The sequence below is a fragment of the Novipirellula galeiformis genome, assembly GCF_007860095.1.
In the GTDB taxonomy this organism is placed as follows: Bacteria; Planctomycetota; Planctomycetia; order Pirellulales; family Pirellulaceae; genus Novipirellula; species Novipirellula galeiformis.
In genome coordinates, this window is the sequence record NZ_SJPT01000006.1 from 281,372 (window position 1) to 297,430 (window position 16,059).

Here is a 16,059-nt window from a genome sequence, read left to right on the forward strand (position 1 = left end):
TAGCCATCGACGTCGGGGGCTGCTAGCGCTGTGGGTCTCCGTTTCCGTCGTCACCTCGGTGATTGCCGATCAACCTCAACCGTCCCCATCCGCGAAGTCTCCTCCCACCCAAAGCTCCACCCCCGTGCCAACAAAAGTAACCGAACTCGAAGGAATCTCCGAATATACGTTCGAAAACGGAGTGCGAGTGCTGTTGTTCCCAGACGAGAGCAAGGAAGTGGTCACGGTGAACATGACCGTGTTGGTCGGTTCACGACACGAGGGTTACGGCGAAGCGGGGATGGCGCACTTACTCGAACACATGTTGTTCAAAGGGACGCCAACTTTCCCCGAAGTTCCCAAGGCGCTGACCGACCGCGGGGCTCGGTTCAACGGCACGACATGGCTGGACCGCACGAATTATTACGAAACGCTTCCCGCTAGCGACGAGAACCTACGTTTTGCACTCGATTTGGAATCGGATCGTTTACTGAACAGCTTCGTCCGCGGCGAAGACTTGGCGAGTGAAATGACGGTCGTTCGCAACGAGTTTGAACGCGGCGAAAACTCGCCGATCCGCGTGCTGATGCAACGCATGCAATCGGCCGCTTTCGATTGGCACAATTACGGCCAATCGACGATCGGAAACCGCAGCGATATTGAGCGGGTGCCAGTCGTCAAGCTTCGCCAATTCTACAAAAAATACTATCGCCCCGATAACGTAATGCTGATCGTGGCGGGGAAATTTGATCCGGAATTCGCACTGCAACAGATCACAGAGACCTTTGGCGTGCTGAAGTCGCCGGACACCCCGATCGATTCCACCTATACCACCGAACCACCTCAAGACGGTGAACGAACAGTCGTATTGCGGCGCGTCGGTGATGTTCAATATGTCGGCGCGGCATATCACATTCCCTCGGGTAGCCATGCCGATTACGCTGCCATGAAAGCGCTCGTCTACGTGCTCGGCGACGAACCGAGCGGCCGGCTTTACAAGCAGATGGTCGAAGCAAAAATCGCCAGCAACGTGTTCACGCTGGCGTACGGTTTAACCGAACCGGGGCTGTTCATGGGAATCGCCGAGATCCCTGAGGAGCACTCGATCGAGCAAGCGAGGCAAACGCTGATCGACATTATCGAGAAGTCCCTCTCGGAGTCACCGATCACGGAACAGGAAGTCGAGCGCGCGAAGCAACAAATTTTGAAGGAGCGAGAACTTGAATCGTCCGACACCGACAAGATCGCGGTCGCGCTGAGCGATTGGGCCGCCCAGGGCGATTGGCGTCTGTATTTACTCTATCGCGACCGGATTGAAAATTTAACGGTCGCGCAGGTTCAAGAAGCGGCGAAAAAGTACTTCGTTCGCAACAACCGCACCGTGGGCTTGTTCATTCCGAGCGAGCAATCCGAGCGAGTCGCGATTCCTGAATCGCCCAACTTGGTCGAACTGTTTAAAGATTACGAAGGACGTGAAGCGGTCGCTGCGGGCGAAATGTTTGATCCCGCTCCATTGGCGATCGAAGCACGAACCACACGTGGCGAGTTGGTGGGAGGCATTCGCTATGCGATGTTGCCCAAGAAAACCCGTGGTGGATCGGTCACGTTGAATATGACCCTGCGTTTCGGAACCGGCGAAACCTTGAAGGGCAAGATCGGCGCGGTCGAGTTACTTGGCATGTTGATGGCCAAGGGAACCCGCGAACTGGACTACCAACAATTCCAAGATGAACTGACTCGATTGCGTGCCGAATTGTCGATCAGCAGCACCGTAGGGCTGTTGCAATTGCAAGTCAAAACGAAAAAAGAATTCTTGCCGGAAGTCGTCCAGTTGATCGGCAAGGTACTGCGAGAACCACGACTTTCGTCTGAGGAACTCGAAGTGATTCGCCGCCAAGTCATCACCAGTCTGCAGCAAAGCAAGAACGAACCCCAAGCACTCGCGCCGCTGTCGGTCCGCAAGCGATTGGCACCGTACGAATCGGACAACGTGCTCTACGTTCAATCGATCGACGAACAATTGCAGATGTATTCAAGTGTCACCGCCGACCAGATCAAACAACTACACGACAACTTCCTCGGCAACCAAGCCGGTGAAGTCGCCGCAGTGGGTGATTTTGATGCAGAAGAACTCCAATCGTGGATCGCGAAAGAATTGAACGATTGGACTGTTGCGGAGCCCTATGTTCGCGTCGACCGCAATCCTCATCCTGAGACCGAAGGCTCGCTCGAGGCGATTGAAACACCGGACAAGGCCAACGCATTCTTTTACAGCAGCGAACAATACGAGTTGAACGATGCCGATCCCGCCTACGCCTCGTTGGTGCTTGGAAACTTCATCCTCGGTGGGGGCAGCCTGAGCAGCCGATTGGCAGACCGCGTTCGCCAACAAGAGGGATTGTCTTACGGCGTCCGCAGTAGCGTGATTGCTCGGGCGCGAGACAATCGTGTCGACTTCACACTCTACGCGATCACCAATCCGGCCAATCGAGAAAAGCTGATTCGCGTGATTCGCGAAGAGATCGACCGGATTCGCCAGGACGGCATCACGTCCGAAGAATTGCAGAAAGCCAAGTTGGCTTACTTGCAACGCAACCGCGTCAGCCGGGCAGACGATTCCTCGTTGGCTTCGGAGCTATTAAGCACGATCTTTAACGAGCGAACGATGGCCTACGAAGCCGAGCACGAAGCGCAAATCGAAGCGGCAACGGTGGAGTCGGTCAACGATGCGATCCGCACCTATATCCAACCTGAGAATTTGGTGATGGCCATCGCAGGCGACTTTGCCAACGTCAAAGAGGAAAACGCGAAAGAGTAAAAGAGCGTGCTCGTTTGGGCGGCGGACGAACCGAGTTTCGTCCGCCGCTAAACGCATCGGCACGAAGGATTCGGTCCTCGCTTCGATCTGCAAATCGCGAGCGTCATCGGCTGGACGGGCGTGATTCGTAGCGCAGCATCAACGTCGCCACGCCTCGGGAGGACGATGGGCGATTTTCTCTTTCGATTCACGAATCGTGTGCCGGTAGTAGCTTTCCAAGCACAACGTTGCCATCGCCGTCGTGTAGACCGACCCGCCATAACCGCCCCAGACACTTTCGGTGGGCCATTGACCGTCGGGCAATTGCGTCGACAACAATCGCGACTGCAGCGCGGCGTTCCACTCCTGCCAGGCCTCGTCTTGCAATTGATGCAGGGCTAACGTGGCGTAATACCAGTAATAATAGTTGTCTTGTCCGACGCCGGGTTTCTGTTGCAACAAGGCCTGTTCGGCTTCGCGGATCTCAGCTGGAGGGACGCTTTCGCCGATCAGCAAACGAGTCGCGAGCGCCTCGGCCGTCATCGTCCGGCTGGGGGCTTCACCGGCTCGATAGCTCGCCAAGCCGCCGCCGCGTCCCGAGCGAACGCTGCGCAAAAATCGCTCCACGCCACGAACCGCAGCATGGCTGGGTGGAATCCCTGCTCGGCTGCCGGCATCCAACACCATCGCTTGCCACCCGAGTTGACTCAGATCTCCGGTATCGCCTTGGGTGTAACGCCACCCTCCGGTGCGAGCATGTTGCATGCTTTGGGTGTACTGCATCGCCAATCGCGCGGACTCAATGGCCGAAGGATCCTGAGTGATCGCAGCGGCTTCACACATCGCCAGCGCCGCCATCCCGTGCGCATAGGTCGCCGCGTACACCGAAGCCTCCCCCGCCAAGGAGCCGCTGGGCTTTTGATTTTGAATCAAATACGCGAGCCCTCGATAAACGTTCTCGGCATACTGGCCTTGTTGATGCGTGTGACCTGAGCCCATCAGCGATAGCAGCGACAATCCCGTCAATGCCGTTTCGGCGCGGGCGCCCGCGCCACCACGGCTCATCCCTAACGGTTGACGTTCCTGGCCAGCACCGCTGGAGCGTGGATCCCATGCCCCATCGGACCGTTGCTGGGCAACGAGATATTTCAGCGCCGCAGCGACGGCGGCCTCCGTCTCTAAGCTGCCGCCGGTGGCGATCAATGCGGCCGTCTTCGCTTGCCCCACGCGATTGGCAAAGTCGTTTGGAATCTCCCCCGGCACCGTTGCCCGATCGGCCGACGATGCGGAAACCGCCTGGGCCACGATTGGCTGAGACATCGCTTGCGGCGCTGTCGTTGGTTCCTCCATCGTGGCGGTATCCGAAGCCACCGCATCGTCGCGTGACTCCGTCGCCAACTCGGCTGCCGGAGTTTGAGCCAGCTCGGTCTCGGGCTGGGGTGCTTGCGACTGCGACGATTCAGACTGTGGATCGAACAGCTTTTGGAAATCAGCATCTAGCCGATCCATCATCGCATTGACCGCGGTGTCGGTGTTGGCCGCTAACGAATCCGGCATTTCGGATTCGCTCGGTTCCGATTCGGTCGGTTCGAGCATGGGCGGGGATTCGACATCGCGATGCGGCGCCTCGGCGGTTTCGACGCTGGGCGACTCAGCCAGCAATTCGGCCAAATCCGCGACCGGCAACGGGGAAATCGTTGGCTGATCGAAATCTTGTGCATGTTCTTCGATCTGTACCTCTGGATCGAAGGACGAAAATTCAATGTCTTGAATCCCCAGCGAATCATCGGGCTCCGGATGACGTTCGGCGGCCCCCCCGCCGGTTTTGGGCAAATAGGGCACGAGGAAAAACAGAGCCAAATGCAAGGCGACCGATCCAATCAAACAAATGATTCCCGCTTGGCGTCCTTGGCGTTTCTGGCGACGGAACAACCACACCGTGATTAGCAGTAGTGCCACTGCGACGGCCGCGATCACGATCACCAAACGCCGATCCGCCCAGACCGGAAGCGGAGTGGAAATCGCGATCAGCGAAGAGGGAAACCAGTGGGAAAGCACGTCGTCACCGTCGAGGAATCGAAATATCAGGCTTGGCTTTCAGGTGCGAGATAAGCGGGGATCGTTGGTCGCGTCATCCTCGACAGGTCGCATCGTGCTAGACAACTCGCACCATCCTCGACTAGGTGACGCCGCCCCCACGTGAGGAAGCCAATCGCATGATCGATGCTTAACGTCGTGTGCTTTTCGCCGACAATCCGACTTGTTCCACACCGCTGCTGCGAACCGCATGCAGCACTTCGGCAACTTGTTGAAAAGAACTGGCACCGTCGCCACGGACGGCAACCTTCAACGCCGGATAGTTGGCATGTTGGTTGCGCAGCGTTTCGGATAACTCAGCAATCGTTAGCGGCGTTTCGTCGAGCGTGATCGAGCCATTCTCGGCAACGACTACGACGCGTTCATCGGGGATGCGTGTCATCGAGCGGAGATCGCCAACCGAAGGCACATTGACATTAATTCGGCTTTCTGCCTCGCTGAATTTACTGCCGACCATAAAAAAAATGATCAGCAGGAAGACGACATCGATCATCGGCGTCAAATTGATCGTCGCATCTTCGGCTCGTTCACGTCGAATTGCCATGCTTGGACTCGCTAAATTTTTTTCTCGGCGGTCTAGCCCGGACATTGCATCCGAACCACCCAAAATGTCTTAACCGTTTGCTCAGTAAAGTGTTATGGCTTTTGAAAATCACAACCCGAAGCGTTAGCGAGGGACCGAGCTAAGAGTGGTCGTCCCTCGCTAACGCATCGGGTTATGAAACGCAGGCAACTTCAGAACGGACGCGTCGGGTTATGATTTGCTGCCAATGAGCCTACGCCGCCCGGCGTTTCCGCTGCGGCCGGGCGTTGCCCGAATTTTCGAGCCCTTCGGCCGAGATACAATCGACCACCCGTTGGCACAATTTGTCGATCTCGCCTAGGTAACGATCACTCTTGCTACTGAAATACATGTACGCCAAATAGGCTGGAATGGCGACCATCAACCCACCCGCTGTCGTCATCAGGGCGGTGCTAATGCCCGACGCTAACATCTCAGGACGTCCGATCGATTCTTGCGAGCTGATCGTTTCGAAGGCTTCAATCATCCCCAACACCGTGCCGAGCAATCCCAGCAGCGGTGCCACGTTGCTGATCGCGTGGAAGACGCGAACGAAGCGGCGAAGCCCATCGGCAACGCGATCTCCGGCATCCATCACCGCTTGTTCGATCTCAAACATGGGCCGTCCCCAGCGTCGTACCGCCGCTTGAAACACTTCGGCCACCGGGCAATCGAACTCTTCGCAAATCTCGGTTGCCTCTTCATAACTCAATTGGCCATCTTCGACGCATTCGGTGAACCGCCGAACAAATGGCCGAGGGATCACGCGACCGCGACGCAGCGCCACCAAACGCTCGAGCGACAATGCGAACACCACCAGCGAGCAGAACGCCAAGGGGATCATCAACCATCCCCCTTCGGCAAACTTGCCAAAAATGCCTGGCAATCGCCAAGCCGACGCTTCCTCGTCCGCTGCTAACTCCGGTTCAGGCAGAGGTTCCGATGCGGTCGACGGAATGGCGGTCGAGGCAGGAATCGTGGGAATCCCACTGTTGAATTGAGCCGGCGCAGGTTGAAATTGGTTCTGAGAACTAAATCCGTTTTGCTGGGGGTAGCCGTTCTGTTGAGGGTACTGGGCGGTCGCAAGATCGAGATGCGATATCCACCACAACAATCCGATGGCCAACACCCCCAACGGTGCCAATCGCGAGACCAGCCTTCCGGGATCGCGACGATGGAGGCGCATCGCCACTCGTTCGGGCGAACCGAAAGCAGGTGAAATCATCGTGATCGGGGCGTTGGTTATGCGATCGCTCATCGTTTTAACGTTGGATTCTTTGTTTTCGATGGAGCCCCCGATTGGGGAGACGTTGACTCGTCACTCGTCGACAACGCGGCAAGTCGGCGACTCGCTAGACCAGCGAACTCGCTATCGCCGTGTCGGCTCACCAGAGTCGAATAACAAACCGCAGCGTCCCGTGTCCTCCCCAATTGTTCAAAAGATTTTCCCGCTTGGACCAACGACGCGATCACCCAAGTGCCCTCGGGGTCGATGCCTGCCACGCCGCGATAGGCCTCGATGGCTTCGACATACTTTTGTTGCAAATAGTATGTTTCTCCGATCATCCATTGCGCCCGCCCACGCAGCGACGCGTCGACTTGGCTGCTTCGCACCACCGACTCGAGATCGCTTCGCGCTTGATCGAACCGCAACCTTCGGATTCCCAATTCAGCCGACAACATCGCCACCAACGCACGCCCAAAGCGATTGTCACCGGCGGCATTGCGGGCGGCATCGACACGCTGAGTTGCTCGTTCGATTTGCCCCGTCGAGACCTCCGTCTCGGCACAGCGGAGCAGGGTGGCGAAATCGGTCGCCGCTCGTTGGTCCACGATAAAGACCCACCAAGCGTGAGCCTCCTCACGCCGCCCGGTTTGCATCAATGCCTCGGCAAACAAGCGTTCCATCGTCACCGTACGCGTCGGGTCTGCGGTTGCCGGAGTCGTCGATTGAGACGCCAATGCCAACATGCTCCAGCGTTCGTGACGCCCCGCCCAACGACAGGCCGATTCACGCGATTTCGCTTGCACGAGCGCAGGATCCGGGGGCGACAACAGAAACGTTGCCAATCGCTCCGCGTCGGACGGAGCCAACCACTGCTCCAACACGTCGGCCGTGGTTTGCCCCGTTTTGTCGACCTTACCTAGCTGCACCACCAATCGATCCCAGTGGTTCAAATCGCCGTCGGCTGCGGCGATGCGAATCGCGATCGTTGTCATCGCGGAGGTCAATTGATCCACATCACGCTGCAGAATCATTTGCCGCAATGGGGCCGGAATTCGCTCAATGTCCACCGCACCGAATTGGTTGAGCACGTCGCTGGCGGCATCCGATTCAGGCCAACGCTCGAACAATTGGTTCATCATGGCCGCAGCCTCTTCCTCGCGACCAACCTGTTTCAAACATGCGATCCCCGCCTGAGACGCTCGGGCAGCGTCCTGGTGATCGGGAAAGGCATCCACAAATGCGATCATCAAATCGGCCGCTTCCGCTCCCCGCGATCCGGACATCGCCACCGCCCATGCCGCTCCCAACATCGCGGTCGGCTTTTGCATCGCGTCGGCATGTTCGGCGGCGAGCTGGTAGGCGGCCTCGGCCGTCCCGAGCTCGCGCTTCGTCAATGAATCTGCCCCCAGACGCAAACACAGTGCGACCGCCAATTGCTGTTGAGCGTCCGTCAACTGCTCGGGCGAGGCAAACATTTTTTGCAGCGTGGTCGCGGCAAGCGGCAATTTTCCTAGCTCCACAAACAAAGACGCGGCGGCAAGTCGAACTAACACCGCGGTCGCGGGAGCCACCTGTTTGCTAGCGGGCCGATCGAGTGCCGCGTTGGCACGACTGAAGAATTCGAGCGACTGGGCACCATCCCCCCCGTTTTGAAAGGCACGGCCAAGTTGAGCCAACGGCAACGTCAAATCGACGTCGGAATCAGGCTGATTAATGATTTGATCATCGTATTGTCTCGCCATTTCCGCCGCTTCGACGATCTGACCGGCGGCGAGATAGCGTTGAATCTGTTCTTTTAAACCGGAGACAAGGTCGTTTGAGCTGGCGGGATTGCCATCGGAACCGACAAAACGCGGCGTGCCAGTGGCTGAACCAGTCTCCCCCCCATCGGGTTCCGACTGCGATGAGATCGGCGGCTCTGTACCGCTGGGAGGGCCCGGTGACTGGGCAGCACCCCATTGAGGGATTAGAGCGGCTACGACGATGCTCCAGCGGATCACCATCGTGATTCGCTGAGTTGCTATCATCTGAATTGTAGCGCAAACGGGCCAATCGATCGGCAAATCCGAAATCCTCACGCCAAAATCGTTGGGGCTGATGGTTTTCATACCGCTTCGAAATACTCCAAACTACGAATATCCCGCAATCCCGTCTTTCCTGGGGGCTTTGTCGATTAGAGAGGCAAATCCGGCAAAAACAGAGCTAGGCTCCAGGGGTTCTTTCATCTACTCTGTAAATTGCGGCAAAACGCTGCATTTCCTGTTTTTCGGTCCGCTTTTCTGGCCCCCCCTTACCTGATGATCCCGAGCAAAAAACACTTCGCATGCTAAAAGCACTCGAACTGGCCGGGTTCAAAAGTTTTGCCGATCGGACCCGCTTCGACTTCCCGGATGGGATTACGGTCGTCGTTGGCCCCAATGGCTCCGGCAAATCCAACATCGTCGACGCCATCAAATGGGTCTTAGGCTCGCAAAGCGCGAAGAGTCTACGCGGCAAAGACATGTCCGACGTGATCTTCAAAGGATCACAAACGCGGGGCCCTGCGGCGTCGGCCGAGGCGACGATCATTTTCGAGAACAGCGACGGGGCCTTGCCCGTCGACGCTCCGGAAGTCCACGTCACTCGCCGCGTTTACCGCAGTGGCGAAGCCGAATACCTGATCAACAACCAAGCGGTCCGGCTCAAAGACGTCAAAGCCTTGATCCGCGGCACCGGGATTGGGATCGATGCCTACAGTTTGATTGAGCAGGGCAAGGTCGATCGCATGCTGCAGGCCAACGCGAAGGATCGCCGCGCGATTTTTGAAGAGGCCGCTGGGATCAGTCGCTTCAAAGCCAAGAAAATCGAGGCCGAACGGCGACTCGTTCGCGTGCAACAAAACCTGACCCGATTGGGCGACATCGTTGACGAAGTTGCCTCGCGGCTCAAATCGCTACGCAGCCAAGCCAGCAAGGCCGAACGCTATCGCCAAGCATCCGACCGGCTCAAGGAACTGAGAACGCAAGTCGCCTGGACCGACTGGGCTGATCTGTCAAGCGAACACGAGACCTTCGAGGCCGAATTGATTGCCGCGGTCGCACGGCACGAAGAATTGCAGACGCTGCGGGAATCGATGACCCAACAGCGGCAAGCGGCCGACATGCAATTGCAAACGATTGCCGAACAGGCCCGCGAGATTGAAGAAAAGCGATCGACGGCGTTACAGCGAATCGCGGAACTCAGCGGCCGACGCAACGCCGATAACACTGCGATCATCGACCTGCGTTCGAGTGTGGCGAAATCACTCGTCCGCGTTCGCCTATTGCAAAACCAAGCGGGCTCGGCCGCCGCCGCATTGCGAAACGCAAACGAGCGTCTCGCTCAATACGAATCTGAACTGGCCGAGGTCCAAAAACGCGGTAGCGACGCCGAGGCACAGCGCGACAAAATCCAAGCCGAAGTCGACGAGGTCCGCAAGCAACGAGACGCAGTTCAACAACGACATCTCGCGAGTGTTCGCCGCGTCGCCGATCTCGAAGCGTCACGTCAACGCTCCGAGCAACAGATCGCCGAAGTCGCTCGTTTGCTTGCCAGTCTCGGTAAACGCGTCGCCGCGGCGCGGACGGCGTTGAGCGAAGCGGAAACCGAATCCGAGCTTGCCCAGAAACGGGTCAACTTACTCGACGAGCAAATTGAACTCGCCGCCAAAGAAGTCGGATTGGCCGACGCAAAGCTTCAAGAAAGCCGCCGCACCTTGGCGCGGCGTCGCGAAGAGGCTTCGGCGTTGAAGGTCCGATTGCAAGGCGTTACCGAACGCTTGGGCGTGCTGCAAGATTTGCACCGTCGCCAAGAAGGGGTTTCGGGCGGAGTGCAGTCGATCCTGCAACAGATGAGCGGTTCGTCCGACCCGTTGGCTCAATCGATGCACGGTATCGTCGCAGAATGCTTCGAGGTCGACACCCATGTTGCTCCCTTGATCGATGCGGCGTTGGGGCAACGTGCTCAATACGTGATCGTCAGCGGCGGTGACTTGCAGCAAGCGATCTTGAGTGGCAAGTTAGCGATCAACAGCCGCGTCGGTCTGATCCGGATCGACGAACTTCCGCGTCGTCGCCCAGGCGATCGCATTCGGCTCGATGGACTCAAGGGCGTGATCGGGCGAGGCGACCGCATGATCAAGTGCGAAGCGATGTTTGAACCGCTCTCGCGACATTTGCTCAGCAGCACGTGGTTGGTCGACTCGCTAGCGACCGCGTTGGGGTTGCGGAAACTCAGTGGTGCCGGGCTGCGTTTTGTCACCGCGACGGGTGAGTTGCTGGAAACCGACGGCACCATCGTGATCGGTCCGGCTAGTATTTCGACCGGTTTGATCAGCCGCCGCAGTCAAATCACGGCAGCCGAGCAAGAGATCCAACATTATCAATTCCAACTGAAGGAGACCGAAGCGGAATCGACCCGTTTAGCGTCATTGGTTGACGATCAAGCGGCGGAGCTTGGCCGTATCGAGCAAAAGCATCGAGGGCAAATTACCGAGCGTGCCGCCGCCGTCGCCGATCTGCGTCATGCGCAAGAACGCTACCAGTCACTGCAAACGGCTCACGATGAACTTGATGCCGAAGTAATTGCCGCCAACGCCACACGAACGACGGCCGAACAAGAGTTCGCCGCAATGGGCAGCCACATCGCCAGCGGGCAACACGAAATTGAAACGCTCGAATTGGAAGCGGCCGAAATCGATGAAATGCTCTCCGGGGCACAAACGGCGCTGCAATCGTCCACCAGCGAAGTGATGGCAATTTCCGTCGACATCGCGCGAGCCGAACAAAAGTACGAAGCGCTGTCCACCACCATGCTGCAACAACGTCGCGACCAAAGCCAACGCGAAGCTGCGGTCGCCGAAGTGCGCAGCCAGGCCGAACAAGGCCGCACGCGATTGGATGAGCTCACGTTGCGAGTGCTTGAGGCAACCAACCGATTGGCAACCCTTAGTTGGGAATCGGACGCCAGCACGCATGACTTAGCGGCCTTGGCCGAATCGGCGGCAAAAGTACGTGCCGAAAATCGTCAAATTGTCAAAGCCAGCGAAGACGCCATCAAGCAAACCAGTGTTGCCAGCGAAGCGGTCCATGCAATCACCGCGCGACGCGACAATGCCAAGATCCGCCGCGATACGTTGGCCGACCGCTTGCTCGAAGATTACGAAATCGATCTGCGCAATTCCGAGCCGCCCGAGGATCTCCAAGCTCCCGATGATCGACAAGCCGTCGAGGACGAGATCACCGAACTACGCGCTCAATTGCAACGCACCAGTAGCGTCAACATGGAAGCGCTCGAAGAGCTCGAGGGACTGCAAGCACGCTACGATGAATTGCATGGCCAATACCAAGACCTAACCGCCGCAAAGGATTCACTGCAGCGGATCATCGGACGGATCAACGCCGACAGCCGGCGGCTATTCCTGGATACCCTCGAAGCGATTCGGCAGAACTTTCAAAAGCTCTATCGCAAGTCGTTTGGCGGAGGCCATGCCGATTTGATTCTCGAAGAGAACGTCGACCCCTTAGAAGCCGGAGTGGAAATCGTCGCCACGCCACCGGGCAAACCGAGCTTCAGCAACTCGCTGCTCTCCGGGGGAGAAAAAGCGTTGACCGCCGTCGCACTCTTGATGTCAATCTTCCAATATCGCCCCAGCCCGTTTTGTGTCTTGGACGAAGTCGACGCTCCGTTTGACGAGGCAAATATTGGCCGTTTCGTGACAGTCTTGAATGAATTCTTGGATCACTCCAAGTTCGTCGTCGTCACGCACAGCAAAAAAACGATGACAGCAGCGACCACCCTCTACGGCGTCACGATGCAAGAATCGGGTGTCAGCAAGCAAGTCTCGATCAAGTTCGAAGACGTCAGCGAAGACGGCGAAATCAACGAAGGCGAAGCCGCCTAGCCCGGAGGGTTCACAGCCCAACGTATCAGGGATGAGTGGCGTTCTTTTCACAACCCGAAGCGTCAGCGAGGGACAATCATGCTTGATTTCGCCCCCTGCTAACACGCTTTGAATTTGCGTTTCGTTCATAACCCGAAGCGTCAGCGAGGGACTCTCGCGATTGACTCGGTCCCTCGCTCACACTGTGCGTTATGATTTGCCGAGAAAAACGATAATAGCGCAACTTCAAACCGAACGCGTCGGATCAGAAAACGAATCATCGGGCTAGCGACACCCCAGACCTCGAGTCGCAGCGATTATGCCTTCGGGTCAGACAACAAGCGGATCGTTTCGTCCATTTGGGCTGAGAAATCGGTTGCGGATTTCGACACCGACAAGTCAGCAGCGATTTGTCGATAGCGTGGGTCCGATGGAGCCGCAACCTCGAAGCCCCCGTTGCGATCCCCATTCAAAGGTTCCCCGTTCAAAGGTTCCTCATTCAACGTATCGACGATCGCTCGATCGTTCCGCAACGGATCATTCGGACCGACGTCCTTGTCATTTGCACCATTGGCAATCTGTGGCATCGGAGTTGGCGAAACCACCTTTTCGCCATCCGCCCCGGTACCTTCTTGCTCTCCATCGCCGACGGTCCCGCCGCCGTTGCCACTACGATTGATTTCATTCAGGATCAGCAACGCATCCAAGGCCGTCACCAAACCATCCGCATTGACGTCGTAACCCAACGCGGGGTTGCCTGCACCCACAGGCCCCGGTGCGTAGACGTTCAAGTAATTAATGATCGCCAACGCGTCCGCGACCGTCACCGAACCTCCATTGTCCACGTCATAGGGGTTTACGTGATTGTGGAACGGCGTTGCGTTCTCAAGCACGCTTATCACAAAGGTGGACGACAGCGACTGGAATTCGTTGTGTGAATCGATCGCGGTGACGGTCAATTCAATTTCACTTTGTGTCGCTCGCTTGACCACTTGATCGCCAACCAGTTTCAACACTCCACCCACCACTTGAAAACGCGTGTCATCCACGGTCAAGACAAAGCGATCGGTCGCGGGTTGACCATCGAGCGTGATATTTCCGACAACCGCTCCCACAGTGAACTCGTCCACCGTGTCACCGACTAACCAAAGCACTTCGGGCTGTTCCGGCAAATCTAGCACGTTGACCGTGATCGCTTGAGTGAACGGCACCGCGCCGACGACGCCCCATTCCGTAGCGGTGACATTGACCACGATTTGTTGCGTTTCTTCGTAATTCAAGGAAACGCCATCGGCTAAACGAAGATCCGAACCATCGATCACGAAACGCTCGTCATCCACCGTCAGGATGTGGAACTGATCGGAGTCTTGATCGACCACAAACAATTCGGTGATCGTATCTCCGGTCGCATTCTCGTACACCGATGCTTCGCTCGGGGTGATGCCAGTGATCGGGTCGTTAGCGTTAGAAACGGTAACCGCCGAATAGCTGACCAATTCAGTCCCCGTTTCGGAATCCGTGACCGTGATGGTTAACGGAATCATCGGTTCGGTCTCAAAATCAAGTCCTTCGCCATGGATCCCGCCAACAAACACAATCGCGCCATGGGCGTTCATTTCAAAACGCGGATCATCGATTTTGATCACGTGATTGTTGATCCCGTCGGCGTCAATCACCTCAATCAATCCGACCGCCTCGCCGAGCGCTAAAATCTCGGGGACCGGATCAAGCTGGATCACCACCGAAGTGGGATCGTCCGCAACCGGAAGCACCGTGATGCTCAACTCAAAGGGATCCGATTCACTGACGCCATCGTGCAACGTAACGGTCACCGAATCATCGCCATAAAAATCGACATTCGGCGTATAGGTCAACGAACCATCCACGCCGACGTGGACAACGCCGTGGACCGCATTTCCCTTTTGCAAGACAACAAATTGATCACCTTGTGCATCCGAGACGCCCGCCAGAATACCCGGTGCGGCAAGTTTCAACACGTTGTCTTCGGCGGTGGTAAGCGACGGGATTTCCGTGTAGCTCGGCGCGGTGTTGTCCCCTTGGACGCTTAACGCAAATTGGATCGGACTGGCATCTTGTTGATCGACAATTTTGACTCGATGTGCATCGTCGCGGCGGAGCGAAACTTCGACGATTCCCGTCGTACCGAGCACGATGACGGCATTGGGTTCGCCTTCGCTGGCAATGGACCGAACTTCGCCGATCGTCGCCAAGTTGACGGCTAATTTAGCGATGTCGGCCCCGTCACGTAAATCAACCACGCGCAACAACGACTCGACGGGGGAAACCGTCATCAACAAATCGCGTGCCCCATCGAGTGTCACCGGGCCGGTCATTTCAGCGAAAGAATGCAACGTCGCAAAATCAGCATTGGCATCCACGACGCTCACGCCTCCATCGCTTTGCCGTAAAACAAGCAGACCGGACTCGTCGTCAAAATCAAGCAGACGGCTTACGCCAGCAACCTCGATCGGCTCCGGCGTAATCATCGACGCGGTCTCGTTACTCCACAACGAAAGTTTCAAACCATCCTCACCGGCCCAAGCAAAAACACTGCGTGGGCCTGTGTCCGAGGCGATCACGGTCGTATCGGCCGGGACCAACGTCGTGGTCGTCACGACAACCACTTCGAGCTCTGGATCCGAAGCATCCAACGCAGTCACAAACCCAGGTTCGCTATGGGTGCCAATCAGCACCCCGCGTCCCGCGCCATCCACCGCCACATCCGACCATCGCTGGGGAGTCCCCGTTCCCGACAAATCGATCGCGTTCGATGTCTTGGCGACCGGATCGACGATCCATGCGGTATCGCCTTCCGCTTCACCGCCAAGCACCAAAAAGGTGCCGTCGCCGAGCGGTTGCAGTTTCGACAAATTCGTGCCGACCGAGATTGTCTCATTTTCAGCCAACCAAAGATCGCTGACCTCGACTCCAGTTGGCGTCAACACCAACGCACCGTGCTCGGGAGCGGCAAACAAACCGATCGATTCGGTCATCGCAATCGACGGAGTTTCCACGGTCGCTTGGAAGGGGAAGCGTTGCGTCTGCACCTCGGTGCCGTTGAACAAACGAACATGATGGTCCCCATCGCCGAGGCCCTCGAAACGAAACGCCCCAGCCTCATCGGCAACCGCAATCCGTTCGCCTGTTTCTAAAACCGCATTATTGTTCGCATCGAGATAAACGAGTCGTTGTGGAAGCGACGCTTCACCAGGCTCTTGGCGAAAGGAGTGGTCAAGGTCATCAAAGATCACGCCGGTGATCGCAGCGAGCACGCGACGGTCGCCGAGGTGTTCGACCATGGGACGCCGGCGCACGCCGATTCGCCGGCGTTTTTCCAATTGGATTCTTGAGGATCGACGTTGGGCCATCTTGATGATTCTCTTTGCAAACAGACCGCGACCTTCAATCCCCACAACCCTTTTTCGAACACAATCAACAAAAAGGGGGGATACAAACAGTCACTTGGAAGCTTTGGG

At 57.1% G+C, this 16,059-nt stretch carries 7 protein-coding genes; 2 read left to right on the forward strand and 5 right to left on the reverse strand.

Annotated features, from left to right (window positions below):
• Window positions 1-124 precede the first annotated feature (124 nt).
• A complete protein-coding gene (locus tag Pla52o_RS17655; protein ID WP_231612450.1) occupies window positions 125-2,797 on the forward strand; it encodes a M16 family metallopeptidase in 2,673 nt (890 codons plus the stop codon).
• 138 nt (window positions 2,798-2,935) lie between these two features.
• Here Pla52o_RS17655 and Pla52o_RS17660 read toward each other — a convergent pair whose 3' ends face one another.
• The 4 genes from Pla52o_RS17660 to Pla52o_RS17675 form a co-directional block, all read right to left on the reverse strand.
• Window positions 2,936-4,834 carry a prenyltransferase/squalene oxidase repeat-containing protein gene (locus Pla52o_RS17660; RefSeq protein ID WP_231612451.1) on the reverse strand — a complete coding sequence of 633 codons (1,899 nt, stop codon included), beginning with the start codon at window positions 4,832-4,834 and terminating at the stop codon, window positions 2,936-2,938.
• Between the two features lie 169 nt (window positions 4,835-5,003).
• A complete protein-coding gene (locus tag Pla52o_RS17665) occupies window positions 5,004-5,417 on the reverse strand; it encodes an ExbD/TolR family protein (protein WP_146595933.1) in 414 nt (137 codons plus the stop codon).
• Window positions 5,418-5,649: 232 nt separating this feature from the next.
• Entirely contained in the window at window positions 5,650-6,693 is a 1,044-nt protein-coding gene (locus Pla52o_RS17670) for a MotA/TolQ/ExbB proton channel family protein (RefSeq protein WP_231612452.1), read from the reverse strand.
• Window positions 6,690-8,771 carry a tetratricopeptide repeat protein gene (locus Pla52o_RS17675; protein ID WP_146595934.1) on the reverse strand — a complete coding sequence of 694 codons (2,082 nt, stop codon included), beginning with the start codon at window positions 8,769-8,771 and terminating at the stop codon, window positions 6,690-6,692. Before Pla52o_RS17675 ends, Pla52o_RS17670 begins: the two co-directional genes overlap by 4 nt.
• 215 nt (window positions 8,772-8,986) lie before the next feature.
• On the opposite strand from Pla52o_RS17675, the gene smc reads away from it, so the two are divergent.
• Window positions 8,987-12,583: a chromosome segregation protein SMC gene (gene smc, locus Pla52o_RS17680; RefSeq protein WP_146595935.1), complete on the forward strand. Its 3,597-nt coding sequence runs from the start codon at window positions 8,987-8,989 to the stop codon at window positions 12,581-12,583.
• 296 nt (window positions 12,584-12,879) lie between these two features.
• Here the strand turns inward: smc and Pla52o_RS17685 are convergent, their stop codons facing one another.
• A complete protein-coding gene (locus Pla52o_RS17685) occupies window positions 12,880-15,951 on the reverse strand; it encodes a cadherin-like domain-containing protein (RefSeq protein WP_146595936.1) in 3,072 nt (1,023 codons plus the stop codon).
• Window positions 15,952-16,059 lie beyond the last annotated feature (108 nt).

Excerpts from the sequence above, each read along its gene's own strand:
- Pla52o_RS17665 (WP_146595933.1), bottom strand. The coding sequence starts at position 5,417 with ATGGCAATTCGACGTGAACGAGCCGAAGATGCGACGATCAATTTGACG.
- Pla52o_RS17670 (WP_231612452.1), bottom strand. The coding sequence starts at position 6,693 with ATGAGCGATCGCATAACCAACGCCCCGATCACGATGATTTCACCTGCT.
- Pla52o_RS17675 (WP_146595934.1), bottom strand. The coding sequence starts at position 8,771 with ATGAAAACCATCAGCCCCAACGATTTTGGCGTGAGGATTTCGGATTTG.
- smc (WP_146595935.1), top strand. The coding sequence starts at position 8,987 with ATGCTAAAAGCACTCGAACTGGCCGGGTTCAAAAGTTTTGCCGATCGG.
- Pla52o_RS17685 (WP_146595936.1), bottom strand. The coding sequence starts at position 15,951 with ATGGCCCAACGTCGATCCTCAAGAATCCAATTGGAAAAACGCCGGCGA.